The sequence below is a fragment of the Sphingomonas sp. genome, assembly GCF_029239295.1.
Taxonomy (GTDB): Bacteria; Pseudomonadota; Alphaproteobacteria; order Sphingomonadales; family Sphingomonadaceae; genus Sphingomonas.
Genome location: NZ_JAQZBC010000001.1, coordinates 107,652 through 134,157, shown reverse-complemented (window position 1 = coordinate 134,157; position 26,506 = coordinate 107,652). Strand labels below are relative to the sequence as shown.

General features: G+C 64.2%; 29 protein-coding genes. 21 read left to right on the top strand and 8 right to left on the bottom strand.

The annotated features are described in order from the left end of the window. Nucleotides 1–177 precede the first annotated feature (177 nt). From K0S66_RS00690 to K0S66_RS00655, 8 genes are all read left to right on the top strand, one after another. Nucleotides 178–1,407: an FAD-dependent monooxygenase gene (locus K0S66_RS00690; RefSeq protein ID WP_301073153.1), complete on the top strand. Its 1,230-nt coding sequence runs from the start codon at nt 178–180 to the stop codon at nt 1,405–1,407. 3 nt (nt 1,408–1,410) lie between these two features. Then, nucleotides 1,411–1,758, top strand: coding sequence for a nuclear transport factor 2 family protein (locus K0S66_RS00685; protein WP_301073152.1), 348 nt, complete (start codon nt 1,411–1,413; stop codon nt 1,756–1,758). Nucleotides 1,759–1,772: 14 nt separating this feature from the next. After that, a complete protein-coding gene (locus K0S66_RS00680) occupies nt 1,773–2,888 on the top strand; it encodes an acyl-CoA dehydrogenase family protein (protein WP_301073151.1) in 1,116 nt (371 codons plus the stop codon). Nucleotides 2,889–2,922: 34 nt separating this feature from the next. After that, nucleotides 2,923–4,170 (top strand): acyl-CoA dehydrogenase family protein, encoded by a 1,248-nt coding sequence (locus tag K0S66_RS00675; RefSeq protein WP_301073149.1) that lies wholly within the window; start codon nt 2,923–2,925, stop codon nt 4,168–4,170. Nucleotides 4,171–4,347: 177 nt separating this feature from the next. Then, on the top strand, nt 4,348–4,851 hold the full coding sequence (locus K0S66_RS00670) for a homogentisate 1,2-dioxygenase (protein ID WP_301073148.1): 504 nt from the start codon (nt 4,348–4,350) through the stop codon (nt 4,849–4,851). Continuing rightward, a complete protein-coding gene (locus K0S66_RS00665; RefSeq protein ID WP_301073147.1) occupies nt 4,851–5,525 on the top strand; it encodes a peptidylprolyl isomerase in 675 nt (224 codons plus the stop codon). The genes K0S66_RS00670 and K0S66_RS00665 overlap by 1 nt, the downstream gene beginning before the upstream one ends. Then, nucleotides 5,522–6,529 carry an NAD(P)-dependent alcohol dehydrogenase gene (locus K0S66_RS00660; protein ID WP_301073146.1) on the top strand — a complete coding sequence of 336 codons (1,008 nt, stop codon included), beginning with the start codon at nt 5,522–5,524 and terminating at the stop codon, nt 6,527–6,529. The genes K0S66_RS00665 and K0S66_RS00660 overlap by 4 nt, the downstream gene beginning before the upstream one ends. 97 nt (nt 6,530–6,626) lie before the next feature. Then, on the top strand, nt 6,627–7,853 hold the full coding sequence (locus K0S66_RS00655; protein ID WP_301073145.1) for a M20 family metallopeptidase: 1,227 nt from the start codon (nt 6,627–6,629) through the stop codon (nt 7,851–7,853). A 53-nt stretch (nt 7,854–7,906) separates the two neighbouring features. On the opposite strand, the gene glmS is transcribed toward K0S66_RS00655, so the two are convergent. Together glmS and glmU are read right to left on the bottom strand one after the other, a co-directional pair. After that, nucleotides 7,907–9,724 carry a glutamine--fructose-6-phosphate transaminase (isomerizing) gene (glmS, locus tag K0S66_RS00650; RefSeq protein ID WP_301073143.1) on the bottom strand — a complete coding sequence of 606 codons (1,818 nt, stop codon included), beginning with the start codon at nt 9,722–9,724 and terminating at the stop codon, nt 7,907–7,909. Then, entirely contained in the window at nt 9,725–11,080 is a 1,356-nt protein-coding gene (gene glmU / locus K0S66_RS00645) for a bifunctional UDP-N-acetylglucosamine diphosphorylase/glucosamine-1-phosphate N-acetyltransferase GlmU (protein ID WP_301073142.1), read from the bottom strand. 60 nt (nt 11,081–11,140) lie between these two features. Between glmU and K0S66_RS00640 the strand changes: the two genes are divergently transcribed. Further along, the gene (locus K0S66_RS00640) at nt 11,141–11,812 is read left to right on the top strand and encodes an HAD-IA family hydrolase (RefSeq protein WP_301073141.1); all 672 of its coding nucleotides are present in this window, start codon (nt 11,141–11,143) and stop codon (nt 11,810–11,812) included. Next, entirely contained in the window at nt 11,809–12,165 is a 357-nt protein-coding gene (locus K0S66_RS00635; protein WP_301073140.1) for a hypothetical protein, read from the top strand. Before K0S66_RS00640 ends, K0S66_RS00635 begins: the two co-directional genes overlap by 4 nt. On the opposite strand, the gene K0S66_RS00630 is transcribed toward K0S66_RS00635, so the two are convergent. The 4 genes from K0S66_RS00630 to K0S66_RS00615 are packed head-to-tail and all read right to left on the bottom strand — an operon-like array spanning nt 12,107 to nt 14,657. Further along, nucleotides 12,107–13,156 (bottom strand): nucleotidyltransferase family protein, encoded by a 1,050-nt coding sequence (locus K0S66_RS00630; RefSeq protein ID WP_301073139.1) that lies wholly within the window; start codon nt 13,154–13,156, stop codon nt 12,107–12,109. The two genes, K0S66_RS00635 and K0S66_RS00630, sit on opposite strands and share 59 nt — an antisense overlap. After that, nucleotides 13,153–14,001, bottom strand: coding sequence for an HprK-related kinase A (locus tag K0S66_RS00625; protein ID WP_301073138.1), 849 nt, complete (start codon nt 13,999–14,001; stop codon nt 13,153–13,155). Before K0S66_RS00625 ends, K0S66_RS00630 begins: the two co-directional genes overlap by 4 nt. Then, a complete protein-coding gene (locus K0S66_RS00620; protein ID WP_301073137.1) occupies nt 13,998–14,261 on the bottom strand; it encodes an HPr-rel-A system PqqD family peptide chaperone in 264 nt (87 codons plus the stop codon). The genes K0S66_RS00625 and K0S66_RS00620 overlap by 4 nt, the downstream gene beginning before the upstream one ends. A gap of 3 nt (nt 14,262–14,264) precedes the next feature. Further along, on the bottom strand, nt 14,265–14,657 hold the full coding sequence (locus K0S66_RS00615) for a hypothetical protein (protein ID WP_301073136.1): 393 nt from the start codon (nt 14,655–14,657) through the stop codon (nt 14,265–14,267). 201 nt (nt 14,658–14,858) lie between these two features. On the opposite strand from K0S66_RS00615, the gene K0S66_RS00610 reads away from it, so the two are divergent. The 9 genes from K0S66_RS00610 to K0S66_RS00570 all read left to right on the top strand — a co-directional run bounded on the left by K0S66_RS00610 (nt 14,859) and on the right by K0S66_RS00570 (nt 23,441). Then, nucleotides 14,859–16,097: an ATP-binding protein gene (locus K0S66_RS00610; RefSeq protein WP_301073135.1), complete on the top strand. Its 1,239-nt coding sequence runs from the start codon at nt 14,859–14,861 to the stop codon at nt 16,095–16,097. A 55-nt stretch (nt 16,098–16,152) separates the two neighbouring features. After that, the gene (locus K0S66_RS00605; RefSeq protein ID WP_301073134.1) at nt 16,153–17,196 is read left to right on the top strand and encodes a substrate-binding domain-containing protein; all 1,044 of its coding nucleotides are present in this window, start codon (nt 16,153–16,155) and stop codon (nt 17,194–17,196) included. Then, nucleotides 17,193–18,569: a phosphate ABC transporter permease subunit PstC gene (gene pstC, locus K0S66_RS00600; RefSeq protein ID WP_301073133.1), complete on the top strand. Its 1,377-nt coding sequence runs from the start codon at nt 17,193–17,195 to the stop codon at nt 18,567–18,569. Before K0S66_RS00605 ends, pstC begins: the two co-directional genes overlap by 4 nt. Then, a complete protein-coding gene (gene pstA, locus K0S66_RS00595) occupies nt 18,562–19,812 on the top strand; it encodes a phosphate ABC transporter permease PstA (protein WP_301073132.1) in 1,251 nt (416 codons plus the stop codon). Before pstC ends, pstA begins: the two co-directional genes overlap by 8 nt. Next, on the top strand, nt 19,809–20,567 hold the full coding sequence (gene pstB / locus K0S66_RS00590) for a phosphate ABC transporter ATP-binding protein PstB (RefSeq protein WP_301073131.1): 759 nt from the start codon (nt 19,809–19,811) through the stop codon (nt 20,565–20,567). Before pstA ends, pstB begins: the two co-directional genes overlap by 4 nt. 11 nt (nt 20,568–20,578) lie before the next feature. Continuing rightward, nucleotides 20,579–21,253, top strand: a complete 675-nt coding sequence (phoU, locus tag K0S66_RS00585) for a phosphate signaling complex protein PhoU (protein ID WP_301073130.1) — start codon at nt 20,579–20,581, stop codon at nt 21,251–21,253. Then, the gene (gene phoB / locus K0S66_RS00580) at nt 21,253–21,945 is read left to right on the top strand and encodes a phosphate regulon transcriptional regulator PhoB (RefSeq protein WP_301073129.1); all 693 of its coding nucleotides are present in this window, start codon (nt 21,253–21,255) and stop codon (nt 21,943–21,945) included. Before phoU ends, phoB begins: the two co-directional genes overlap by 1 nt. A 156-nt stretch (nt 21,946–22,101) precedes the next feature. After that, entirely contained in the window at nt 22,102–22,443 is a 342-nt protein-coding gene (locus K0S66_RS00575) for a hypothetical protein (RefSeq protein WP_301073128.1), read from the top strand. 98 nt (nt 22,444–22,541) lie between these two features. Next, a complete protein-coding gene (locus tag K0S66_RS00570; protein WP_301073126.1) occupies nt 22,542–23,441 on the top strand; it encodes an SDR family NAD(P)-dependent oxidoreductase in 900 nt (299 codons plus the stop codon). Nucleotides 23,442–23,540: 99 nt separating this feature from the next. Here the strand turns inward: K0S66_RS00570 and K0S66_RS00565 are convergent, their stop codons facing one another. Further along, nucleotides 23,541–23,882, bottom strand: a complete 342-nt coding sequence (locus tag K0S66_RS00565) for a DUF2794 domain-containing protein (protein ID WP_301073125.1) — start codon at nt 23,880–23,882, stop codon at nt 23,541–23,543. Continuing rightward, the gene (gene epsC / locus K0S66_RS00560; RefSeq protein ID WP_301073124.1) at nt 23,882–24,568 is read right to left on the bottom strand and encodes a serine O-acetyltransferase EpsC; all 687 of its coding nucleotides are present in this window, start codon (nt 24,566–24,568) and stop codon (nt 23,882–23,884) included. The genes K0S66_RS00565 and epsC overlap by 1 nt, the downstream gene beginning before the upstream one ends. Before the next feature lie 145 nt (nt 24,569–24,713). Here epsC and K0S66_RS00555 point away from each other — a divergent pair, with 145 nt between their 5' ends. Continuing rightward, nucleotides 24,714–25,484, top strand: coding sequence for a sulfite exporter TauE/SafE family protein (locus tag K0S66_RS00555; RefSeq protein ID WP_301073123.1), 771 nt, complete (start codon nt 24,714–24,716; stop codon nt 25,482–25,484). A 72-nt stretch (nt 25,485–25,556) separates the two neighbouring features. Next, on the top strand, nt 25,557–26,459 hold the full coding sequence (locus tag K0S66_RS00550) for a hydrogen peroxide-inducible genes activator (protein ID WP_301073333.1): 903 nt from the start codon (nt 25,557–25,559) through the stop codon (nt 26,457–26,459). Nucleotides 26,460–26,506 lie beyond the last annotated feature (47 nt).

The window sequence follows — 26,506 nt, the reverse complement described above, 5'->3', positions numbered from 1 at the left end:
TCGCGTCGTGGCCGTTAGGCCAGCCATCATGCCTTCTTCCCCATCGATCCGGCTTCGGGTCCAGCGGCCATTGACTCGTCCCCCGCCAGGCTCGTACCTGTCAGGCGATTAGGTCGATCGACTTAATCCGCACCGATCGCGCAGCTCACGATGGCCGCCGACGGCAGGAGAGCGTGCATGACATACGACCTCATCATCGTCGGAGGCGGCATCGGCGGATCGGCGCTGGCGGCGACGATGGCGCGGGCGGGCCGCTCTGTGCTGCTGCTCGAAAAGTCGACGGTCTATGAGGACAAGGTGCGCGGCGAATGGATTTCGCCCTGGGGTGTCACCGAGACGAAGCGCCTCGGCCTCTACGACGTGCTGGTCGCCGCGGGCGGTCATCACCTGACCAGCCACGTGACCTATGACGAGACGCGCGATCCCGCCGCCGCGGAGGCTGCCGCCATGCCGCTCGGCATGTTCGCGCCTGACGTGCCGGGCCCGCTCTGCCTGCGCCATCCGGTTCATTGCCAGACGCTGTTCGACACCGCCGCGGCAGCGGGCGCCGAGACCCGGCGCGGCATCAGCATCACCTCCGTCACGCTCGGCGCCTCGCCCGGCGTGACGTACCTGATGGAGGGTGTCGAGCATGACGCGCGCGCACCGCTGATCGTCGGGGCCGAGGGTCGCCAGTCCGGCGTTCGCCGCGCGGCGGGCCTGGCGCTTCATCAGGACAAGCCGCACCATTGGTTTGCGGGCCTGCTGGTCGACGGCGTCGCGGGGTGGGACGATTCGCGCCAAGCCATCGGAACGGAGGATGATTTCGGCTTCCTCGCCTTTCCGCAGGGGAAGGAGCGGATGCGCGTATATGGCGGCTGGTCGCTGGCCGACACGCGGCGCTTTGCCGGGAATGACGGACCGGCACGGTTCCTAGACGCCTTCCGCATGAAGTCCGCGCCGCATAACGAGGCGATCGCATCGGGCACGCCGGCGAGCCCCTTGTTCGCGTATTACAACAATAGCAGCGCGGCGCAGCAGCCCTATGCGCCTGGCGCGGTGCTGGTCGGCGACGCGGCCGGCTGGAACGATCCCATCCTCGGCCTGGGCCTGTCGATCACCTACCGCGACGTGCGCCTGGTTAGCGACATCCTCAAGGAAACGCCTGCTTCAAGCGCGCCCGACTTCCGCCCTTATGCCGAGGAGCGAACAGAGCGGATGCGCCGGCTGCGCATCGCGGCCGAGATGCAGGCGACGCTCGACATGGAGTTCGGGGAAGCCGCGCGCGCGCGCCGACACCGCTACTACGAGGCGACTGCCGCTGATCCGATGCTGGGCCTCCACGGGGTTGCGACCCTTGCTGGCCCCGAAGCGGTACCGGCAGAGATTTTCGAGCCTGCGCATGTTGCGCGCGTAGTGGGAGCCTGATCGATGGACATCGCGCGCTTCAACGCCGATTGGCTCGCGGCCTGGACCGCCAAGGACGTGGAAACCCTGATAGGCTTCTACGCGGCGGATTGCCGCTATTTTGATCCGCAGACCGCCGCCGGGATCCAGGGGCATGATGCGCTGCGGCCGTATCTGACCGGCCTGTTCGGCGCGACTCCGGCGATGACCTATACCCCCGACGAGACCTGGCCGATCCCCGGCGGCTTCTGCGGCCGCTGGTATTGCGACGTGGCTGGCGCCGGGCGGCTCCGCGGGTTCGACATGGTCCTGCTCGATGGAGACAGGATCTCGCACAACGAAGTCTACGTGCACCAGTTGCCGCAGGAATAAGAGGGAGGGGATCGATGCAGTTCGATTTCAACGAACAACAGAATGAGTTCCGCCAGGAGGCTCGCCGCTTCCTTGCCGCAGAATGCCCGCCGGATCGGGTGCGCAAGGCGCTGGAGGGGGGCGGTTTCGATCGCGACCTGTGGCGCGGCGTGGCGGAGATGGGCTTCCTCGGCATCGCCATTCCGGAGGAGCATGGCGGCCTTGGCTTGGGCTATCTGGAGCTTTGCGCCGTCGCGGAGGAATTCGGACGCGCCCTGACGCCGCTCCCGATCCTCTCGTCCGTCTATCTGGTGGCCGAGGCGATCAAGTCATTCGGCACGGCGGAGCAGCAGGCCGCGTGGCTGCCACGGATCGCCGCCGGCGCCGCGATCGGCTGCCTGGCGGCGGCGGAGGGCGAGCGCGTCAGTGACACGTCCGTCCGCACTACCTTCGTCGGCGGCAAATTGTCCGGCAAGAAGGCACCTGTGCTCGATGGTGACATCGCTGATGTGGCGGTCGTGCTTGCCAAGGACGGTGACCGCCTCAGCCTGGTGCTCGTCGATCTGGCGCAGGACGCCGTTGCCCGTCGGTCGCTGGATACGGTCGATCCCACGCGCGGCCAGGCGGAACTGACATTCAACAATGCCGATGCCGAGCGGCTGGGCGAAAAGGGCGAAGGCTGGTCGCTATACCAGACGCTGCTCGATCGCGCCGCCGTACTGGTCGCGTTTGAACAGATCGGCGGCGCCGATCGCGCGCTGGAGATGGGGCGCGACTATGCGCTCGAGCGAATGGCTTTTGGGCGCCAGATCGGCAGTTTCCAGGCGATCAAGCACATGCTGGCGGACATGTACGTGTCGGCCACCCTCGCCCGGTCCAATGCCTATTATGGCGCCTGGGCGCTCTCGACCGGCGCTGCGGAATTGCCGCGCGCGGCTGCGACCGCGCGCGTGTCCGCCACCAACGCGTTCCGCCATTGCGCCAAGAACAACATCCAGGTCCACGGCGGCATGGGCTTCACGTGGCAGATGGACTGCCACCTTTACTATCGCCGCGCCACGCAGCTCGGCCTGGCGCTGGGCAGCCTTCCCGACTGGGAAGAGAAACTGGTCAGCCGCCTGGCTGCCGCCAACGAACCCATCGCTGCCTGAGCCAAGCCACGGACAAGATCGGAGGCCCAAAGCCATGAACTTCGACGACACTCCCGAAGAAGCCGCCTTCCGCGCCGAAGCGCGCGCCTGGATCGATGCCAACGCGCCCAAGCACCTGTACCCGATCCTGTCGGGTTCCGGACACGGCACAGCTGGCGACATCGCCGATTTCGACATGCTGGCCGAAAGCAAGGCATGGCAGAAGAAGAAGTACGATGCCGGATGGGCGTGCCTGCACTGGCCAAAGGAATATGGCGGCCGCGGCGCGACACCGATGCAGCGCGTCATCTGGAACCAGGAGGAAGGCGTTTATGCCACCCTCTCCTTCACCTTCATCATCGGCCAGGGAATGTGTGGCCCGACCGTGATGGCGTGGGGGGGTGAGGAGGATAAGCAGGCATTGCTGCCGCCGCTCGCCGCCGGGGAGGATATCTGGTGCCAGATGTTCTCGGAGCCTTCGGCGGGCTCGGACCTCGCGGGCCTGCGGACGCGCGCAGTGAAGGAAGGTGACGAATGGGTCATCAACGGGTCCAAGATCTGGACCTCGGGCGCGCATATCTCGCAATATGGCATCCTGCTCACCCGTACCGACCCCACCGTCGCCAAGCACAAGGGACTGACGATGTTCTGGGTCGACATGCGGTCGCCCGGCATCGAAGTGCGTCCGATCCTTCAGGCCCACGGGCAATCCGGCTTCAACGAGGTGTTCTTCACCGACCTTCGTATCCCCGACAGCCAGCGTCTGGGCGGCGTGGGTCAGGGCTGGACGGTGTCGCTCACCACACTGATGAACGAACGGCTGTCGATCGGGTCCGGTATGTCGACTGGGTTTGAGACACTGCTCGACTATGCAGTTCGGGCACCGGGGCGTGATGGCGGCCGGCTGGTTGACGATCCATCGATCCGCTCGCGCCTCGCCGACTGGGCGACCAAGGCAAGCGGCCTGAAATACACCTCGATGCGCGCACTCACCGCGCTGTCGAAGGGTGAAGAGCCGGGCCCCGAAAATTCGATCGGCAAGCTGGTCGCTGGCGCCACCAGTCAGGACATCTCCACCTTCGCGATCGACCTTCAGGGCGAAGCCGGGGTGCTGACGGATCCAGCCCAAGCGGCACATGCGGCACGCTTCCAGGCGACGCTGATGCGCAGCCCGGCAACGCGGATCGAGGGTGGCACGGACGAAATCCTACGCAACATCATCGCCGAACGTGTGCTCGGGCTGCCGGGTGACGTGCGCGTCGACAAGGATGTGCCGTTCGAGAAAATCCCGACCCGGGCCTGAGCCACCGTCTGGAGCGGCCCGTCGTTGTCATCTGCAGGAATCACCATCCGCAGGCGGCCGCGGCGGGCTCCCACCCGTGCTGCAGACCGTGGCAGCGCATTGATCACGCTCATCTTGCTCCCTTGCGTCGCTTCGCACGTTGAACGACGATATAAGCGAGCAAGAAAGGAACCTTGAGTGATCCGTGCTTCAGTTGCCGGCCTTCTACTGGCCGCCTCTCCAGCCATTGCCCAGGATGCCGCGCAGGACCCGGCCTGCAGCAATGTTCGTGTCGCCATCCCGGCGGAGCTTGCCGCCTGGTCGAAACAGACGCCCGTGGCGGCCGGCATAAAGGCCGGCGGCGGCGCATCCGTAATGCCTGGCCAGTCGCTGCTGGTCTCGCTTCACCCCACCGGGCTCGTCACGCTGGCGCCTGCGGCCAAGGACACCAATGGTCACGCGGGCACGCTGACGCTGACCGTGCAGGACAGCGGAACGTACCGCGTGGCGCTGGGCGGGCGGGCATGGGTGGATCTGGTACAGGAGGGAGGCGCCCTCCCCTCTACCGCGCACAGCCATGGGCCGAAATGCACGGGGATCAGGAAAATGGTGGACTTCACGTTGAAACCGGGACGCTACACGATCCAGCTATCGGGCAGTCAGGCGGACAGCATGCCCCTGCTCGTGGCGAAGGTCGGCTGATGCGCGCGATCCTTTTTTGTGCTGCCCTTCTGCTTCCGTCCGGCCTTGCCGCACAGGGCGCCCCTGCACCCTCGTCTGCCGCGGCCCCGGCTGCGCCTGAGGCAACGCCCGCCCCTGCACCGCGCAAGGCAGCGACATCATTGGTCACCCTTTCTACCGCAGCCGGTCCGATCGTCCTGGAGATCGAAACCGAACGGGCACCGGTGACAGCGGCCAATTTCCTGAAGTACGTCGAGGGCAAGCGACTGGATGGAACGACATTCTATCGCACGGTGAAGGTGCAAGCGGAGCCGCGCTACGGCTTCATCCAGTTCGGCACCCAAAACGATCCGAAACGCACGCTGCCGCCGATTGCACATGAGCCGACGACCAAGACCGGCCTCAGCCATGTGGACGGCGCCATCTCCATGGCCATGGCGGAGCCTGGCACCGCGCGCGGCGATTTCTTCATCATCGTCGGCAACACGCCGGCGATGGACGCGGAGGGGGCAAACCCCGGCTATGCGGTGTTCGGCCGCGTCGTGCAGGGCATGGATGTTGTCCACCGCATCATGGACATGCCCACATCGCCAACCAAGGGAGAGGGAATCATGAAGGGGCAAATGCTCGAACCGACCGTCCCGGTCACCGCGGCACGGCGCAGCGTGCCCAGCCAGACGAGCAACCAGCCATGAGGGCGATGACCCTATCGCAGCCGGGCGGGCTTGATCGACTGAGCCTGACCGATGCAACTGATCCGGGCAAGCCGGGCGCCGGCGAGGTCCGCGTTTCGCTTCATGCCAGCTCGCTCAACTTCCATGATTATCTGGTGTGCTCGGGCAAGTCCCCCGCGGCTGATGGCCGCATCCCTCTCGCCGACGGCGCCGGCGTGGTTGAGGCGGTCGGCGACGGCGTGACCGATTTCGTCGCCGGCGACCATGTCGTGTCGGTATTCTTCCCGGATTGGCAAGCGGGCCCGCCAAAGGTAGCCGATTTTCGCCGGGTGCCCGGTGACGGCATCGACGGCTTCGCCCGCGACGCCGTCGTCCTGCCGGCGACCGCCTTCACCAAGGCGCCGCGCGGCTGGAGCCACAAGGAAGCGGCCACGATCACCACCGCCGGGCTCACCGCCTGGCGCGCGCTGATCGTCGATGCCGGCCTGCGCGCGGGCGATACAGTGCTGTTGCTCGGCACCGGCGGCGTCTCGATCTATGCCTTGCAGATTGCGCACGCGATGGGGGCGGAGGTGATCGTGACATCCTCCTCCGACGAGAAGCTGGCGCGCGCGAAGGAACTCGGCGCCGATCACATCATCAACTATCGCCAGGAGCCGAAGTGGGGCCGCAAGGCCCTGGAGCTGACCGGCGGCCGGGGCGTCGACGTTGTGGTCGAGGTCGGTGGTCCCGGAACGCTCGGCCAGTCGATCGAGGCCGTTCGTATCGGCGGCCATATCGCGCTTATCGGCGTGCTCACCGGCGTTGGTGGCGAGGTGCCAACCGCATTCCTGATGGCGAAACAGGCGAAGCTGCAGGGACTGATCGTCGGCAGCCGGGAGGAGCAGGAGGATTGCGTCCGCGCCTTGGAAGTCACTGGCATCCGACCGGTCGTGGACAGGACGTTCGCGCTGGAGGAACTGGCGGACGCGTTCCGTCATCTAGAATCCGCCAGCCACTTCGGGAAGATCGCGGTCGCTTGGTAGCACCGGGCTTTTACGATCTAGCCGACACTGCCGGCGCAGCGGCCGACTTGCGCCGGCGGCGATCCGATTTAGGTACGAACCAAGGAAAGGATCGCCCATGAACGCCCCACTCACCCTTGACGATTGGCAGGCCGCCGGCGTGGCGCAGCTCGACGACACCATCACGCTGCGACGCGCCATTCATGCCGAACCCGAGATCGGCCTTCACTGTCCACTGACCACCTCGAAGCTGAAGGCGGCGCTTGCTGGGCTGCCGCTTGAAATCCACGACAGTACCTCGACGACCGGCTTCATCGCGATCTTGCGCGGCGGTCGCAGTGGCTCGGGCGATAACACGCGAACCGTGTTGCTGCGCGGCGACATGGATGCGCTACCGATGGCTGAGGACACCGGGCTTCCATTCGCGTCCACCATCCCGGGCGCGATGCACGCCTGCGGCCACGATGCCCATTCCGCCATGCTCGCGGGCGCAGCGCGCGCCTTGTGCGCCCGCAAGGATGAGCTGCCGGGAACGATTGTCTTCATGTTCCAGCCGGGCGAAGAGGGTCATCACGGCGCGCGCTGGATGATCGACGACGGGCTGCTCAACATTGCGCGCCCTGACGCCGCCTTTGCGCTTCACATCTTCCCCAACGCTCCGGCGGGTGTCTTCGTCGGCCGCGAAGGGCCGCTTCTTGCCTCCACCGACACGCTGATCGCGACCATCAAGGGCAAGGGCGGCCATGCCGCCATGCCCCATGACTGCATCGACCCAATCCCGGTCGCTTGCGAGATCGTCACGGCGCTCCAGAGCTTCATCGCGCGGCGCATCCCGGTCGCCGATCCTGCTGTCCTGACGGTGACTCAGATCCATGCCGGCAGCAGCCACAACATCATCCCCGATGAGGTGAAGTTGATGGGTACGCTACGCACCTTGTCGGAGACTACCCGCGAAAAGGCCCGCGCGGCCTTCCATCAGATCGCGGGTGATATTGCCTCGGCTCATGGTTGCGCTGCGGAGACAAGGATCGAGGAGGGCTACCCCGTTACCTTCTGCGATCCGCGTGTGACCGCGATGATGCGTGAACTTGCCAGTGACATTTCAGGCGAGCACGGCTGGACGACCATGCCTGCGCCGATGATGGGCGGCGAGGACTTCTCCTACGTGCTACGCGAAGTGCCCGGCGCGATGGCGTTCATGGGCGTCGCGCCGGACGGCAGCGATCCACGCACAAACCCGCCGCTGCATAATGTGAAGATGACGATCGAAGAACGAGTGATGGCCGACGGGATCGCCATGCACTGTGCCTTGGCCGAGCGGTTTCTCAATCGCGGCTTCGACTAGGCAGGTGTTGATCATTCCCCTCCCGCCGCATCATACGGCGGGAGGGGCTCCGATCATTCGACCGTGACGGATTTCGCCAGATTGCGCGGCTGATCGACGTCCGTGCCTTTCGCAACCGCGACGTGGTAGGCCAGCAACTGAACCGGCACCGCATAGACCAGCGGCGCGATCAACGGATGAACCTTCGGCATCTCGATCGTCGCGATCGTGTTTTCGCCCGCCTGCGCGATCCCTTCCGCGTCGGAGATCAGAACGACCTGCGCACCACGCGCCTGCGCCTCCTGCATGTTGCTGACCGTCTTGTCGAACAACGGGCCGGAAGGAGCGATCACGATCAGCGGAACGGCCTCGTCAATCAACGCAATCGGCCCGTGCTTCATTTCACCTGACGCATAACCTTCTGCGTGGATGTAGCTGATTTCCTTCAGCTTAAGCGCGCCTTCAAGCGCGAGTGGATATTCCGGACCACGGCCAAGATAAAGCACGTCGCGCGCTGCCGCGATCTTCGGCGCCATCGCCTCGATCTCTGCATCATGGCTGAGCGCCATGCTCATGGCTTCGGGCACGTGCTGCAGATGCTTCACGATTTCCGCTTCGTTGGCCAGACGACCTCGCGCCCTCGCAAGGTTTGTCGCCAGAGCCGCCATGACGGCCAACTGGCAAGTGAACGCCTTTGTCGAGGCAACACCGATCTCCGGTCCGGCGTGGGTCGGGAGCAGAAGGTCAACCTCTCGGGCCATCGAGCTCGTCGGCACATTGATGATGCCTCCGGTGGTCACCCCGCCGGCCTTCATGTGCCGCAGCGCGGCAAGCGTATCCGCCGTCTCGCCGGACTGCGATATCACCAGCCCCAGGGTGTTCGGCAGCAAAACAGGATCGCGGTAGCGATACTCGCTTGCCACATCGACCTCGACAGGGATCCTCGCCAGGCTCTCGATCCAGTATTTGCCGATCATGCCAACGTAGCTGGCCGTGCCGCAGGCTACGATGACGACCCGCTCCACGGTTGACAGGTCGAACTCTATATCGGGAAGCGAAACCTGCGCCTCGAGCGGTCGGAGGTACGAGCGAAGGGTCTGAGCGACCACCACAGGCTGCTCGTAGATCTCCTTCTGCATGAAGTGGCGGTGATTGCCCTTGTCCATCAACTGCCCCGAGGCACCCGAGTTAACGATCGGGCGCGAGACGCGCTGATTGTCGCAATCGTAGATTTCGACCTCACCATGGGTGATCGCAACCCAATCGCCCTCTTCGAGATAAGCGATGCGCTGCGTGAGCGGTGCCAGCGCCAAGGCGTCCGAACCCAGGAAGTTCTCACCGTCCCCGTAGCCAACCGTCAGCGGTGCACCGAGTCGGGCGCCGAGCAGCAGGTCCGGGTGCGTCCGAACCATTACACCCAGCGCGAACGCGCCGTGCAATCGCGGCAGTACGGCCGCCAGCGCAGCGCGCGGCTCCGCACCGCCCTCGATCTCGCGCGCGATCAAGTGCGCAACCACTTCACTATCTGTCTGACTGAGAAATGTCCGCCCCTCCGCAATAAGTTCCTCGCGCAAGGGTTTGAAGTTCTCGATAATTCCGTTGTGGACAACCACCACATCCCCAACGATGTGTGGATGCGCATTGTTCTCCGTCGGTGCGCCGTGCGTCGCCCAGCGGGTATGCGCGACGCCGCTTCGCCCCGGCAGCGGGTCTTCCGCCAGGCACTGGGCCAGATTGCGCAGCTTGCCGGGGACACGGCGGCGCTCGAAGGCGCCGTCGCTCACGGTGCAGATGCCGGCAGAATCGTAGCCGCGATATTCAAGCCGCTTCAGACCGTCCAGCAGGCGATCAGCCGCCGGCTCTTGGCCGATAATTCCAACAATACCACACATTTATCGGGATTCCTTCCGAGCGCGCATCACGCTCCTGAACTTCGCCGCCCAACCGGGCTTGGCAGTTTGCGGCGGCCGCACAAGCGCCAGTGAGTCCTTTTCGACATCCGACACTACCGTCGACCCCGCCGCCACGATCGCGCCATCACCAATCGTCACCGGCGCCACCAGTGCAGAGTTGGATCCGATAAAGGCTCCAGCACCGATATGCGTCTTGTATTTGAAGAAACCATCGTAATTGCAGGTGATTGTTCCTGCCCCGATGTTCGCCCCCGGTCCGACTTCAGCGTCGCCGAGATAGGTCAGGTGGTTCGCTTTCGCGCCCTCTCCGAGCACCGCCTTTTTCATTTCGACGAAGTTGCCGACCCGGGCTCCCTTCTCCATTACGGCACCTGGTCGCAGCCGGGCATAGGGGCCCACAGAGGCGCCCTCCCCGATCGTAGCGCCTTCGATGTGGCTGAAGGCGTGAATTATGGCCTTGTCGGCGACCGTTACGCCCGGGCCGAAGACGACATTCGGCTCAACGATGACGTCGCGACCAAGACGCGTGTCATGACTGAACCAAACCGTCTCCGGCGCAATCAAGGTCACTCCCTCATCCATCGCTTGCCGGCGGCGCTGCTCTTGCCACACTAGTTCCAGCGCGGCGAGTTCGGCTCGGCTGTTCACCCCCGTTACTTCCGCGACACCCGTCTCGATGACAGCCGACGGACGTCCGTCGGCACCCGCCAGCATGACGACATCCGGCAGATAATATTCGCCCGCTGCATTATCATTGCCGACGCGGCGAAGGAGATCGAACAGATCTTCGCTGCGCACTGCCATCAACCCGGAATTGCATAGCGTTTCCGCCCGCTCCTCGGCGGATGCGTCCTTGAACTCGACCATGCGTTCGATGCGCCCCCCGCGGTCGGCGATCACACGTCCGTACGCACCCGGATCCTCCGGTCGAAAGCCAAGAACGACCACTGCCGGCGCCTCGTCGCTGTGCAAACGATCGATCATCCGCCGCATGGTCGCCTCTGTCACTAGCGGGACGTCCCCGTACAGGATCAGTACGTCGCCGACGAAGGTCCCAAGGGCATTCTCCGCCTGCTGCACCGCATGGCCGGTGCCCAGTTGCTCCACCTGCTGTGCCACGGTCACCCCCAGTGGAACGACCGCCGCCTCCACCTGCTCACGGCCTGCGCCGACGACCACTACGGTCTTTGCCGGTGCAAGCCCTTCAACGACGGACAGCAGATGAAGCAGCATCGGCCGCCCCGCCAGTGGGTGCAGCACCTTGTGCGTGTCCGATTTCATGCGCGTGCCCTTGCCGGCGGCAAGCACGATTACGGCGAGAGGTCGGCTCGTCATCGCGCGCCTGTGCCACCGGTGGCTTGCTAATTCCATAGGGAGCCTTCAACTCGCGTATCGATGCAACCATTTCATTTTGACACGGTCGGCTTCGACCTTGACGGCACGCTGATCGACACCAGCGGAGATCTGGCCGCGGCAGTGAACTATGCGCTGGCGCAGGACGGCCGCTCGCCCTTGAGCGTTGAAGCGATCAAACCGATGATAGGCGGCGGCGCGCGTCACATGCTCGCCCAAGGGCTAGCTGCTACTGGAGGCGGCGACGACGCACTTCTGGATCGGCTCCATCAAGTGCTGCTGACCTATTACGAGGCGAACATCTACGTTCACAGTGTGCCGTTTCCCGGAGCGGTGCAGGCGCTGGACGACCTTGCTGCCCGCGGAGCCAAGGTCGCTGTCGTGACCAATAAGCTGGAGCGATTTGCCCTTGAGGTGCTGCGCGACGCCGAGCTGCTCGATCGGCTTACCTGCGTCATTGGCGGAGACACTTTGGGACCGGGCAAGTCGAAGCCCGCACCTGATCCGATCCAGGAAATGATCCGCCGCGCTGGTGGTGGAACAGCGGCCTTCGTCGGCGATTCGATCTACGATGTCGCCGCCGCGCACGCCGCGCGCATCCCGGCGGTGGCTTGTCGTTTTGGCTTTCTCATGCAGCCCGTTGAGGAACTTGGCGCCGACGCCATCATCGATCATTTCGATGAGCTGGTACCCGTGCTGGATAAGCTATCGTGACAGCATCATCCCGCCTGGTTTGGCGGTTGATCCTGCTGCTGGCGCTGGTGTTCGCTGTCACCATGGCGCTGCTGCCGCATCCTCCCAAGGTGCCGATCGACGGCGACAAGTATCAGCACATGCTGGCGTTCGGCACGCTGACCGTTTTGTCGGTCCTGTCGTTCCCCAAGTCGCCCCTGCTGCGGATCGGCGAGCGCTTGTCCTTCCTTGGCGCGATGATCGAGGTGGTTCAATCAATCCCTGCGCTGCATCGCGATTGCGACATCATGGATTGGGTCGCGGACACCGCTGTGATTACTGGGGTGCTGGTCGTGGTGGCAATTGTTCGGCGGCTCCGCTCCTCCGCCATTTGATCCACAGGTGCCGTGCCAGCAGAAGCGGTGGCATCCTTAGCCAGTGGGAACGGATGTAAAAGGCAAGCCGCGTCCCGGGACGAGTCGCGCGTCCCCAGCCATCGCGCGCCAGCAGACGGCGGAGATATAGCCGGTCCGTGAGGCCCAGTCCACGATCAGTCGGGGGGACCGGCGTTGCAAACAGGTGATGGCTCAGCCGCAGCGCGCGCGCGATTACTGGAACAACGCCATGTTGCTGCGCACGATGTGTCAAGCGGTCCCAATATTCCGGATCGTCGTCGGCAAACTCGCGCAGCAGCCGATCGATATCCCATAAATTGCGCAGCCCGCCCGCCAGATCGCCGTCCGCCAGCAGGTGAATGGCGGCATGCAAGACAACATCTTCTCGGGACAGCATCGCCAGCCCGTTTCCCAGCGGCTCGGCATCCTTGATCAACAACACAGCGTCCGGTTTCTGCCGCGCCGTCAGCGGGAGGATGGTGTGATGAACGTCGATCATCCGGTCCCGCTCCGGATGGATCATCGGCGGCAACTCATGCATCCACTGCCGATAATAGCGATCATCATAGGAGTCGGACTTCACCCACATCCACCCATGCGCCAACAGGGCCGCCTCCACCCGACCGATCGCGTCACGCGGAACCAGGATGTCGAGGTCCCCAATCCCTCGCCCGCTGCCCGCCGATCGCCCGGCCGCAGCAAAGGCAGTCCCCTTGAGCAGGATGAGCGGCGCAACGACACCGTGAAGCGCGCGCCGCGCCATCTCCGCTTCCCACAATGCCTGACGCCGGCCTTCCTTCGCCGCAGCCTTTGCGTCCGCAAGGATCGCAGCAGCCCCGACGGGTGCGAGATCGCCGACGCGCGCTGCCAGCGTACCCATCATCTGCTCAGCACGGGCTACAGCCAGTATTTGCGTCCAGCGGTCACTATCGAGCGCAGCAGCCCTGGCTGGCTCCACCAGCACCGAAACCAGATCACGCGCGGCGCTCACAGCAGATCCTCGATCATCGATGCGGCGGTATCAGCGTCCGGGTAATCGATCGCTACACGGGTCACTCTGGTCACCAGCGTAGTCAGCGCCCGATAGCCGCTCTCACCCAGGCCGACGTAATTGGTAGATGCTTGGGTCAGCCGCACGAACGCTTCGCCGGCGCCAACCGGCCGCTGATCCACCCCACCTCCGAAGCGAGGAAATAGCAGGAGCGCAGGCGTGGCCGGAACCTGCGCAAATGCCAGAGCGCCAGCCTCGGGGATGAGGTGCCGGATCGTGCCCTTCGGCGTGCCGGCCATGGTTGGGCCCCATGTCGCCGTCGGGAGCGCCGCTCTGACGACGTCTATCGCGGCGTTCTTCAGGCTGATCGGCCGGGGAAATGGCAGAACCTTTCCAGTACTCGGTTCCACGAGGACGAACTCATCCGCCATCAAGCGCCAGCCCCTTGCCTGTAGCAGCGCGGCCAGCGTGGATTTTCCTGCGCCCGACTCCCCGGTCATGATCACGGCGCGACCATCGCGTTCGACGGCTGCGGCGTGAAGAAGCAGGAAGCTGCGAAGCCCCAACGCCATCTGGAGGTTCATCGCCATCTCTGCGGCCAAGACGCCTTGAGACAGGGGCAGAGGCGCAGCGTCGGGAATCACGAAGTCGCCCGCGATGCGTACGGCTGGTCGCACATACCGGCGCCAGGGGCGCTCCGGTTCGAGCCGGACGGTGAAATCGGGCACTCCAACCGCTTGCGGGTAATCGCGATACAGCATGCGAAGCTGGTCGATCGGCTGCCGCCATGCCGATCCGACGCGAAAGCCCACGGGCCCGACCTGAACGCGGAACTCGTTGTTCATGCCTGCTCGATCAGCCCAGTGACGGCCAGTTCTTCAAGCAGTGCGACCAGATCCTGGCGGTCGCCGTCAAGAATGTCGAACGTCTCTTCGATCTCGGCAGCCGACATCCAGCGATCGGCGAGCGCCTCCAGCAACTCCGGCACGGGTGACGCTACCAGATGCGTGATACCCGACGCGTGATGAAACAGCGCCACGATCTCGTCCATCGGCGTCGCGATCAGATCGGCCGCACGCGGCGCGCGATAGCGCGTCGCCTCCATCACCTAGCGCCGGGGCATCTGCAACGATGCAAAACAGGTGAATCCTGTCGTTCCACTGCGCAGGCTCTGAACGTATTTGAGGTATGCCCGGCTGCGTTCATAGTCGGCGCCCGGTAAGTTGCCGCCCGATGCCAAGGCGCGACGAATATCCTCACCCTTCAGCGGACGGCCCGGGGGGGCATAGGCGCCGGGAGTACCGGCAGGCACCACTTTGCCGTTCTTGTCGATGAACCCGCCCGCACGGCCGGGATCCGGGACGGGAATGTCGCACGTCAGAACCGAGCCATACGCCTGCGCCATCGCAGGCCGGATCGACACGACAGCCACGGCCCCCGCAGCGCCGAGGCGCAGCGCGCGCCGCCGGCCCGGTTGGCTGGGTTGATCCTGATCGCTCATGATGGGCGCCTATCCACGATATCGCCCTTCCATAATCCTAATGGCCGCACAAGCTGCGCCACCGCGGCGTATCGAAGCGGGACAATGGTGCAGGTGGTCGTCATACGTGATCGCCACGCATCCGGGCATCTTCACCGCGCTGGACAATTGCACGTGCCTCACCATAACCCTCGGCGACAGCGTCACTCGCCGTGGGGTTATATGGACGATATCATTTCCCCGCGCGGCTGGGCAGCCATCGCCATCGTCATCATCACGGGCGCTATCCTTGCCGTCATCGGTGCCGGGCTGGACACCGTCGCCGTCAGCATCGTTGGCGGTATTGTCGCCGTAGTGGCGCTCATGGCCGGCGGGAACGACTCGGCCGAACCTTCCGAGAATATCTCCACCCCCACACCGTCGGCGGAGGTGGATGCTGTCCTGGATGCGCTGGCCGAACCCATCCTCATTCTCCAGGGCTCGCGCGTCAATTATGCGAACAAGGCGGCGCGCGGTCTGCTGGGCGCGCATGTGATCAACGAGGACGCGCGCACCGCCATCCGCCACCCGGCAGCTGCACGCCTTATCAGCGATCACGCCAGCACCGCGACCGCATTTCTCGCTGGCCTTGGCGCTCCGAACCAGCGGTGGGAAATGCACCTCGCGCCGCTCGACGATGGCCGCCGCCTCGTGCATCTGTCGGACCATAGCGGCAGCCACGCGGCCGAGCGGATGCGAGTGGATTTCGTCGCCAACGCCAGTCACGAACTGCGCACCCCGCTCGCGTCGATCCTGGGCTATGTCGAAACGCTGGCCGACACCGCTGGTGAGGATCCGGTGACACGCTCCCGCTTCCTCAAGATTGTCTTTGACGAGGCGCGGCGAATGGATCGTCTGGTCGACGATCTGATGAGCCTGTCTCGGATTGAGGCCGACAAATTTCGCGCGCCGGGCGAATCCATCGATCTTGCCGGGCTTATCGAAAAGACTCGAGCGGAGCTCGCCGACGCACACAACGGGCGCGGCAAGGACATCGTTTTCGAGCAGGAAGCAGAGCCGTTTGTCGTCGTGGGGGATCAGGCGCAGCTGTCCCAACTGCTGCACAACCTGATGGGCAACGCGATGAAATATGGTCGCCCGGGCACCCCGATCCGCGTCTCGCTCACCCGCGTCGACGAGATGGTCCGGCTGGTCGTTGCGGATCAGGGCGAAGGCATTCCGCCACAGCACCTTCCGCGCCTTACGGAGCGGTTCTACCGGGTGGATCCGGGCCGCAGCCGCTCGATCGGCGGCACCGGCCTGGGCCTCGCCATCGTCAAGCACATAGTGGAGCGCCACCGCGGGCGGCTGGAAATCGCCAGCCAGGTTGATGAAGGCACGCGAGTGTCCGTAACGCTGCGTTCGGTCAGCCCCGATGTTCTACCGATTGATCCGCCGGGGGGCACTGTCATCAAGCAGTAATGGTGGTGTCACACAGGCGCGATCGCCGCGTGGTGCGGCGCTTTCGGGATGTTGAATGATTCGCGCCGCTGTGATCGTCGCGCTCCTCGCGCTCACCACCGCTTGCCATGACCAGGCGAGCGGTGGCGCTGGCGCCCGTGCGCAGATCAAAGCCGTCGGATCGTCGACCGTCTACCCCTTCACCACCATCGCCGCCGAACAGTATCTCGCGAACAATCCCGACGCCCGGCCGCCGGTGATCGAATCCACCGGAACGGGCGCCGGGATGCGACTTTTCTGTGCCGGGATTGGCGCCGCCTATCCGGATATCGTGAACGCCTCCCGCCGCATGAAGCAAAGCGAGTTCGAGGATTGTATTCGCCACGGCGCGAACGAGGTGCTGGAGGTGCAGATCGGCATCGACGGCGTCGCCTTCGCCGAGGCGAAGAATGGGCCAAAGATGTCGCTGACGCCCGCCGACCTGTATTTGGCGCTTGCGGCCACGCCAAACGGAAAACCCAACAAGCGGCGCACCTGGCGTGACGTTAACCCCGCCCTTCCGGCCATTCCGATCCAGATTTACGGCCCGCCTTCTACCAGCGGCACGCGCGATGCGCTCGCAGAGCTAATCATGGCGCACGGCTGTCTCGACAGCGATCCCGAGGCAGCCCGGCTGAAAGAAACCGATGAGGATGCCTTCAAGGCACGCTGCCAACGTGTGCGCGAAGACGGGGCCTATATTGACGCAGGCGAGAACGATAATCTGATCGTTCAGAAGCTCACCGCCAATCCCAACGCGATCGGCGTGTTTGGCTATTCCTACCTGGAAGAGAATGGCGGCTCGGTCGTCGGCGTTCCGATCGGCGGGGTCGTGCCCACCACCTCGACGATCGTCGATGGCCGCTACCCCGGTGCCCGACCACTATATATCTACGTGAAGAAGCAGCACATGGACGCTGTCCCCGGCCTGCGCGCGTTCGTGCGCCAGTATACACGCCTGTGGGGCGCTGAGGGGCCCCTCACCCGGCGCGGGCTGATAGCCGCGCCAGCCACTGTGCAGCAGCGCTCCTCAGAGATCGTGCAGACCGAGACCCCGCTTTCGTTGGACGCACTGAAATGAGCGCCGGCGCGTTGCTCTTCGTCATCGTCGCGCTCGGCCTGATGGCCTGGTTCTTCGCGCGTGCCCGCGCCGCAGCGTTCCGCAAGGGCAACACCCTGCGGTTCAGTTCGCTGCCAAGCCACTATGGCGCGTATGTCGCACTCTGGACGCTCCTGCCTCCATTGATGTTCTTGGGCGTCTGGTGGTTCGTCTCTCCCGCACTGGTGACTGATGCGGTCCTGACGACGCCCGCCGCCGCCGCACTCCCCCCCGCTGGGTTCGAACGCGCAGCGATCCTGTCGGAAGCGCGCAATCTGTCACGCGGCGACGCTTTTGGCGCCTTCCATGACCTCGCAGAGGTGCTCGCCCCGGCATACGCCAGCGCGCAGAGCCGCTATAATTGGATCGGAACCGCACTGGCGGCAGCACTCGCCTTCTCCGGTTTCGCCTTTGCCTTTGCACACGTGCGCCCGGGGTTTTCCGCTCGCACGCAGGTGGAGCGCATTGTGATGGTGCTGCTGCTCGGGGCGTCGCTGATCGCGATCCTGACCACGGTCGGCATCGTCGGCAGCCTCCTGTTCGAAAGTGCGCGCTTCTTCTCGATCGTGCCCATCACCGACTTCCTTTTCGGTACGCACTGGTCGCCGCAAGTCATCGATCCTCGCGATCCAGGGGCAAGCCTGGGCGCCGTGCCGCTGTTCTGGGGAACCTTCTTCATCGGCGCCGTGATCGCGATGATGGTCGCGATCCCGTTCGGGTTGATGAGCGCCATCTACCTCACCCAATATGCGCGCCCCGCGACCCGGCGCTGGATGAAGCCCGTGCTCGAAGTGCTCGCCGGCGTGCCGACGGTTGTTTACGGTTATTTCGCCGCGCTGACGGTTGCCCCAGCGGTGCGCGATCTGGCGGTGTCCCTCGGCATTACCTGGGCCAGCAGCGAAAGCGCGCTAGCTGCGGGGCTCGTCATGGGCGTCATGATCATCCCCTTCGTCTCCTCCATGGCAGACGATTCGCTGGCAGCAGTTCCCGGCTCGATGCGCGACGGCAGCCTGGCGCTGGGTGCCACCCCGTCGGAGACGATCAGCCGCGTGCTGGTGCCTGCGGCCCTGCCCGGCATTGTCGGCGGAGTCCTCCTCGCCGTCAGCCGCGCCATTGGGGAGACCATGATTGTCGTGATGGCGGCGTCGGGTGTGGCGCAACTCACGCTCAATCCCTTTGCCAGCACGACGACCGTCACCAAGCAGATCGTCGACCTTCTGACCGGCGAGGCGGAGTTCGACAGCGCCAAGACACTCGCAGCGTTCGCGCTTGGCCTGACGCTGTTCGTCGTCACGCTCCTGCTCAACATCTTCGCCCTCATCATCGTGAGGAGGTACCGCGAGGCTTATGACTGATCGCGCGCCCACCGATTGGCGGACCGACGCGATGCGGCGTCGGATTGCCCGGCGCTATCGTTCTGAACGGCGTTTCCGCGCGCTCGGATTAGGCGCCATCATCATGTCGGTGAGCTTCCTCGCCTTCCTGATCGTGACGATGATGGCGCAGGGGCTGGGCGGTTTCACCGAGACCCGCCTGGCCCTGCCGATCGACTTCGCTGCGGCGGATCTCGCCGTCCAGCCGGCGCAGCTGCGCGGCAATCGTGCGGACCTTGCGCTCGCCGGGGCCGGGCTGGAAAGCGTTGTCGACGCTGCCGCAACGGCCGCTTATCCGCGGGAGGGAGGCGCTGCCCTCCTCTCAGACGGTGCCTGGCTCCGCGTTCGTGATGCGCTGAAGGCGAATCCGTCGCTTCTGCGCGGCCGGGCCGTGCTCGAGGTACCGGTCGCGAGCGACATCGACATGGCGTACAAGGGCGATGGTACCCCTGCGACGCGGCGGATCGTCGCCGAGCTTGGCGATCACCTCTCCCGCGGGATCAACTGGGACTTCTTCGTCAGCGCAGATGCGACCGATCCAACACGGGTGGGCATTTGGGGGGCGCTCAAGGGATCGTTGCTGACCATGCTGGTCACATTGGCGCTCGCCTTCCCCATCGGCGTCCTCTCGGCCCTATACCTCGAGGAATATGCACCCAAGAATCGCTGGACCGACCTGATCGAGGTTTCGATCAACAACCTCGCAGCGGTTCCGTCGATCATCTTCGGACTGCTGGGCCTCGCCGTCTTCCTCGGCACCCTGGGTCTGCCGCGATCGGCACCGATTGTGGGCGGGCTGACGCTGGCGCTGATGACCATGCCAGTAATTGTCATTGCCGGACGCAATGCGATCAAAGGTGTGCCACCCTCGATCCGCGATGCCGCCCTCGGCATCGGTGCCAGCCCGGTACAGGTCGTCTTCCACCACGTTCTCCCTCTGGCGCTGCCCGGTATTCTCACTGGCACGATCATCGGCATGGCACGCGCGCTGGGCGAAACCGCGCCCTTGCTGATGATCGGCATGCGGGCGTTTATCGCTGCCCCGCCCGAAGGGCTCACCGATCCTGCCACCGTGCTGCCCGTTCAGATCTTCCTCTGGTCGGACGAAGTGGCACGCGGCTTCGTGGAGAAGACATCTGCCGCTATCATCGTCCTTCTGGTCGTGCTGCTCTCAATGAACGGTCTGGCCATCTATCTTCGCAACCGCTTCGAGACCCGCTGGTGACCCACAAGATCACGGCCCGTGACGTCAACGTCTTCTACGGCGACAAACAGGCAATACGCCACGTATCGATCGACATTGATCAGGAGGATGTGACTGCCTTCATCGGCCCATCGGGCTGCGGCAAGTCCACGTTCCTGCGCACGCTCAACCGCATGAACGACACGGTGCCCAACGCCCGCGTCGAGGGCGAGATCTGCCTGGACGGTGAGAACATTTATTCCAAGGACATGGACGTCGTGCAGCTGCGCGCGCGTGTCGGCATGGTGTTTCAGAAGCCGAACCCGTTCCCCAAATCGATCTACGAGAATGTCGCCTATGGCCCCCGCATCCACGGCCTGGCCAGCGGCAAGGCGGAACTCGACCGGATCGTGGAACAGTCGCTGACCCGCACGGGCTTGTGGAACGAGGTGAAGGATCGCCTGACCGACAGCGGCACCGCGCTGTCCGGTGGTCAGCAGCAGCGTTTGTGCATCGCACGCGCCATAGCGGTCGACCCCGAGGTGATCCTGATGGACGAGCCGTGCAGCGCGCTCGATCCAATCGCCACCGCCCGGATCGAGGAGCTGATCCACGACCTGCGCGGCCGCTATGCGATTGTGATCGTCACTCACAACATGCAGCAGGCCGCCCGGGTCAGTCAGAAGACGGCCTTCTTCCACCTCGGCGAACTGGTGGAGTACGGCGAAACCAACAACATCTTCACCAACCCGCGCGAACAGCGCACCACCGATTACATCACCGGCCGATACGGCTGAGGAACCAGGCTATGGCAGATCACACGGTAAAGGCGTTCGACGAGGACATCGGTCGGCTGCGCGGGCTCATCAGCCAGATGGGCGGCCTCGCCGAGCAGGCGATCGACCGAGCAATGCGTGCGCTTCAGCGCGGCGACCTTGAACTCGCAAAACGCGTCCGCCGCGACGACAAGCAGATCGATGCGATCGAGGCGGAGGTCGAGCGGCTCGCGGTTCGCATCATCGCGCTTCGTGCTCCAATGGCCAACGACCTGCGGGAAGTGGTCGCCGCACTGAAGATTGCTGCCGTGGTCGAGCGGATCGGCGATTACGCCAAGAACATCGCCAAGCGCGTCCCAATGATCGAGAGCGAGCATCGCATTGAGCCAATCTCCGTCATCCAGGCGATGGCGCGAATGGCAGCGGAAATGGTACACGACGTGCTCAACGCCTTCGCAGCGCGCGACGCGGCTGCCGCCGTCGAGATCTGCGAGCGCGACAAGGCGGTCGACGATTTCTACGACTCGATCTTCCGCACCCTCGTCACGCACATGGTCGAAAACCCGAAGACCATCAGCGAGGTCGCGCATCTGCTGTTCGTCGCCAAGAACCTGGAACGCGTCGGCGACCATGCGACCAACGTTGCCGAAATGGTGTATTTTGCCGCCACTGGTACCCAGATGGCGGATCGCGAAAAGGGGGAATGATGCCACGCGCACGCATGCTCTTGGTCGAGGACGACGCCTCGCTCGCCGAATTGCTGGTCTGGCATTTCAAACGCGAGGATTTCGACGTCGTCCACACGATCGACGGGGAAGAAGCACTGCTGTTGGCCCGCGAGAAGGTGCCCGACATCGTCCTGCTCGACTGGATGGTAGAGGGCCTCTCGGGCATCGAGGTGTGCCGCCGCCTGCGACGCAGCGCCGAGACGGCCAACGTGCCGATCATCATGCTCACTGCCCGGGGCGAGGAAGAGGATCGTATCCGAGGGCTCGAGACCGGCGCGGACGATTATGTGACGAAGCCGTTCAGCCCGCGGGAACTGGTGGCCCGTGTATCAGCGGTGCTCCGCCGCGTGCGGCCTGCCCTTGCCGGAGAGGCGTTGAGCTATGCCGATCTCGAGATGGATACCGTCGGTCACAAGGTGCGCCGCAGCGGAGAAGTAATCCCCTTGGGGCCAACCGAATTTCGCCTGCTCAAGCACTTCCTTGAACATCCCGGCCACGTCTTTTCGCGTGAACGTCTGCTCGACAGCGTCTGGGGCCATGATAGCGACATCGAAAGCAGGACCGTGGACGTCCATATCCGTCGTCTGCGCAAGGCGATCAACGAAGGTGGACGGCCCGACATAATCCGCACGGTGCGGTCTGCCGGTTACGCGCTGGATGCCGGCCATTAGGAAGGCGTCGGCATGGTCTTGAGGGATGTAGCCTAAGGGTTTTCCCTGGTCTCTCCAGTGTCGAATCGCCAGCGAAACAAAGGATACATCTTCCAGTCAGCGCGTTGGATGGCCTGCGTTTGTACGCAATTGAGCGTTTTCACAGGAGATTTCCTCATGAAGTCCTTCCTTCTCGCCGCCGCCGCACTCATTGCCGCTCCCGCTATTGCGCAGGATCAGCCGGCAATGGCGGACCAGGCCGCGACGACCCAGTCCGCACCCGCCGCTGGCACGATGCAGACCAGCACTGATCCCAATGGCATGCGCATCATCGAAACTCCCGGTGGTTATGAGCCTGCTGGCTCTCCGCTGAAGGGCACGCCGGAGCCGGGCTCGAGGATCGTGTTCCAGCCCGCGCCGCCGCCGTCGGTGGCGTTCCCCCCGCCCCCCCCGCTGCCGAGCTACCCGCCGTGCAAGAAGGGTCAGTACAACAACTGCATGCAGCGCGGCGGCAAGTAATCGCTTGACCGGCCGGTCATAGCCGACGGGCGGTTGCACCGGTTTGAATGTCGAGTATGGGAAGGCGCTTCTATCCAAGTGAGGGGAGCGCCTTTTCCATGTCCATCCGTTTCGACGACAAGGTAGCAATCGTCACCGGTGCCGGCGGCGGCCTGGGTCGTGAATATGCGCTTGAGCTTGCGCGCCGCGGCGCCAAGGTGGTGGTCAACGATCTCGGCGGCGACCGCACCGGCGCCGGCGCATCCGACGCCGCGCACAAGGTGGTCGAGGAAATCAAGGCTGCCGGCGGTGACGCGATGGCGAACGGCGCCAGCGTTACCGAATATGAGCAGATGGTCGAGATGGTCGCCAAGGCCAAGGAGACTTGGGGCGGTGTCCATATCCTGATCAACAACGCCGGCGTGCTGCGCGACAAGTCGTTCACGAAGATGGATCCTGCCGATTTCGCCTTTGTGGTTCAGGTCCACCTGCTGGGCTCGGCCAACGCCACCAAGGCTGTCTGGGACACGATGCGCGAGCAGAATTATGGCCGCATCCTGATGACCGCTTCGTCCACCGGTCTTTATGGCAACTTCGGCCAGACGAACTATGGCGCAGCAAAGCTCGGCCTCGCTGGTTTCACCAAGTCGCTGTATCTCGAAGGCGCGAAGAACAACATCAAGGTCAATACCCTGGCCCCGGTGGCCGGAACGCGGATGACCGAAGATCTCTTCCCTGAGCAGCTGTTCCAGGCCTTCTCGCCCGACAAGGTTGTGCCGGCTGCGCTTTATCTCGTCAGTGAGGACGCGCCGACCAATCAGATCGTCGGCGCCGGCGCCGGCGTCTTCCAGGCTGCCTATGTCACGCTGACGCCTGGCGTCGCGCTGAGCGGTGATGAACTGTCGCCCGAAGGCATCGCCAAGCACTGGAACGAAATCACCGATCGCACCGGCGAGATCGTACCTGATTCGGGCGCCGGCCAGTCGATGATGATCGGCAAGAAGCTGCAGGGCGGCTGATCCTCTGCTATCGGCGTGTGCGGCACGTTCCGCCGCACACGCCGATGCGCTATCTGTACCGAGAAAGATGGAAAGCGCCCCAACGGTGGGCGCGGCAGCTTAGCCGTCGACCAGCTTCATCAAGCGCCGCTCGACCGGCGCCAGTACCGGGCCGAGTTCATGGCCCCGCTTCACGATCTGTCCGGCCTCACCATAGAGCGCCCACATGCCCTGCTTGTTGCGCAGGGCCGGCCGCTTCTCGATGCGAAACTCCGGCCGCTCAGCGGTTCTGCGGAACGCGGCAAATTCGGCGACGTCGCGGCCGAGGCTCATCGCATAATCCCGCCAATGGCCAGCGGCCACCATGCGCCCGTATAGATCAAGAATGCGGTTGAGCTCGGCCCGGTCGAAGCCGATCTGACTGGGTTTTCCTGCCAGCGGAAAGGGTGTGACGACCCCCATCAGGCGCGATTGCGCTCCCGTCCCTCACCCTGTTCGTCCAGCAGCGCATCCAGCCGCTTCTTCATTGCTTCCAGTTCGCAGCGAAGGATTTCAACCTTCTGCGTCGCCGGATCGAACATCTCGCTACACGGGGTGCCATAGGCCATGAACTTGCGCTCCGGAGCCTGGCCACCATCGACGACCGTCGGCCGCGCCGGAATGCCGACCATTACGGCGCCCTCGGGCACGTCGCGCGTCACGACGGCATTCGCGCCCACCCGCGCACGGCGCCCGACGATGATGGGGCCGAGCACCTGCGCACCCGATCCGATGATCGCTCCATCGCTGATGGTCGGATGGCGCTTGCCCGCGACGCCGTTATCGGGGCTGGTCCCGCCCAGCGTGACGCATTGGTAGATGGTAACGTCGTCGCCAATCTCCGCCGTCTCGCCGATCACCACAAAACCGTGATCGATGAAGAAGTTGCGGCCAATCTTTGCGCCGGGATGAATATCGATCGCGGTCAGGAACCGCGACAGATGGTTGATGGCTCGCGCAAGGAAGAACAGTCGCGCCCGGTACAGGCGGTGTGCGACGCGGTGCCAGCCAAGTGCCCACACCCCGGGATAGGTCAGGATCTCCAGCCGCGAATGCGGCGCCGGATCACGCGCGCGGATCGAATCGAGATAAACCGCCAAACGCCCCATCACGCGTCCCCTTTCAGAACGCGCGATCTAGGATGTCATGCGAGTGATTTCCAGCACCCCAAAGAATGAACATGCTCCGCGAAAGCATAGCAATCTTGTAGGATTTGCTCTCCTGCGGCATGGCGATGCTGCCAGTCACTAGGGGATGAGTGTGGATTTTTCGTCGCTGACCTTGGAAGCATTGCTGCCGTTCATCCTTGTCGGTTTCGGTGCCCAGATTGTCGACGGCGCGCTTGGCATGGCGTTCGGGCTGATTTGCAACACCCTGCTGGTGGCCGTGATCGGGCTCTCACCCGCGCGCGCATCTGCCAACATCCACATCGTCGAAACCTTCACCACCGCCATTTCCGGCATCAGCCACGTGCTGCATGGCAATGTGGACAAGCGGTTGTTCTTCCGGTTGCTGGTCCCCGGGATCATCGGCGGGGTCGGCGGCGCTTATCTACTGACCAATCTGGACGGAGAGACCGTCAAGCCATTTGTGCTCGGCTATCTCGTCTTCGTCGGCATCTACCTGCTCGTCCGTGGTCTCCTGTTCTCGGCCCCGCGGGGAAAGCCCAAGGTGGTCGAGCCGCTCGGCCTCGTCGGGGGATTTCTCGATGCGGCAGGCGGTGGCGGTTGGGGACCGATCGTCACCTCCAATCTGCTCGTTCAGGGTCTGGAGCCCCGCCGCGTCGTTGGGACGGTCAACGCGGTCGAATTCTTCCTGACGCTGACGGTGTCGGCCACGTTCATCTGGCATTTGGGCCTGGAGGACTTCGCCACCGCAACCGTCGGCCTGCTGATCGGCGGCGTCATCGCCGCGCCGCTCGGTGCCGTCATGGCCAAGCGGATACCCACCACCGTCATGCTCGTCCTGGTCGGCGCGGTGCTTACGATCACGAGTACCTACGGCTTCATCCGCGCGGTTCTGTAGCGGTTGCCCAACCATCTCGCATGATCGAGATATTGCACTATATGGAAGCCATTGATCGACTGGACCGATTACATGGCGAACATCTACCTACCGACGCTGAAGCAACTTCAATATCTGGTCGCGCTCAAGGAGCAGGGGCATTTCGGCCGCGCTGCCGAGACCTGCTATGTCACCCAGTCGACCCTGTCGGCTGGCATCCGCGAACTCGAAACGTTGATCGGCGTCACGCTCGTCGAACGTACGCGCCGCGTGGTCCGCTTCACGCCGCTGGGCGACCAGATCGTCGACAAGGCGCGACGCATCCTGCGGGAGGCGGAGGAGCTGGGGGATATGGCGAGGGCGGCCGGTCGCCCCCTTTCCGGGGAAATGCGGATGAGCGTAATCCCGACCATCGCGCCGTTCCTGTTGCCACGCGTCCTGCCGCGCCTGCGCGCCGACTATCCCGATCTGAAGCTGTACCTCCGTGAGGAACCCAGCGCGCAGGCGTGCGAGGCGCTGCACAGCGGCCGTGCGGACTGTGTGTTGCTCGCCCTCCCCTATGCCTGCGGTGATGTAACGGCTGAGCCGCTATTCGACGACCGCCTGTTCCTTGCCTTTCCCACCGGCGAACTGCCCGACAGCGTCCAGCCCGTTTCGCCAAAGGAGATCGATGAGACGCGCCTTCTGATGCTGGAGGACGGCCATTGCCTGAAGGATCATGTGCTCGCCGCCTGTAACCGACCGGAGTTGCGCGCTGAGGCGACGATGATGGGTACGTCGCTGCACACCATCGTCCAGATGGTGGACAATGGCCTTGGCCTCACGATGCTCCCGGAAATTGCGCTTACCGCCGGGATCCTCGATCATACGGGGATCACGGCCCGGCCGCTCGGCGGGGAGAACCCAAAAAGGACGATCGCATTGGCATGGCGGCGTGCTTCCCCGCGCGAGAAGGATTTTCGCCTCCTCGCCGAAATACTGTCATCCGTCAGGTAATCGGCCGATTTGATCTTCAAACGCGTTCAACTTTTGCGTTAGGTGTC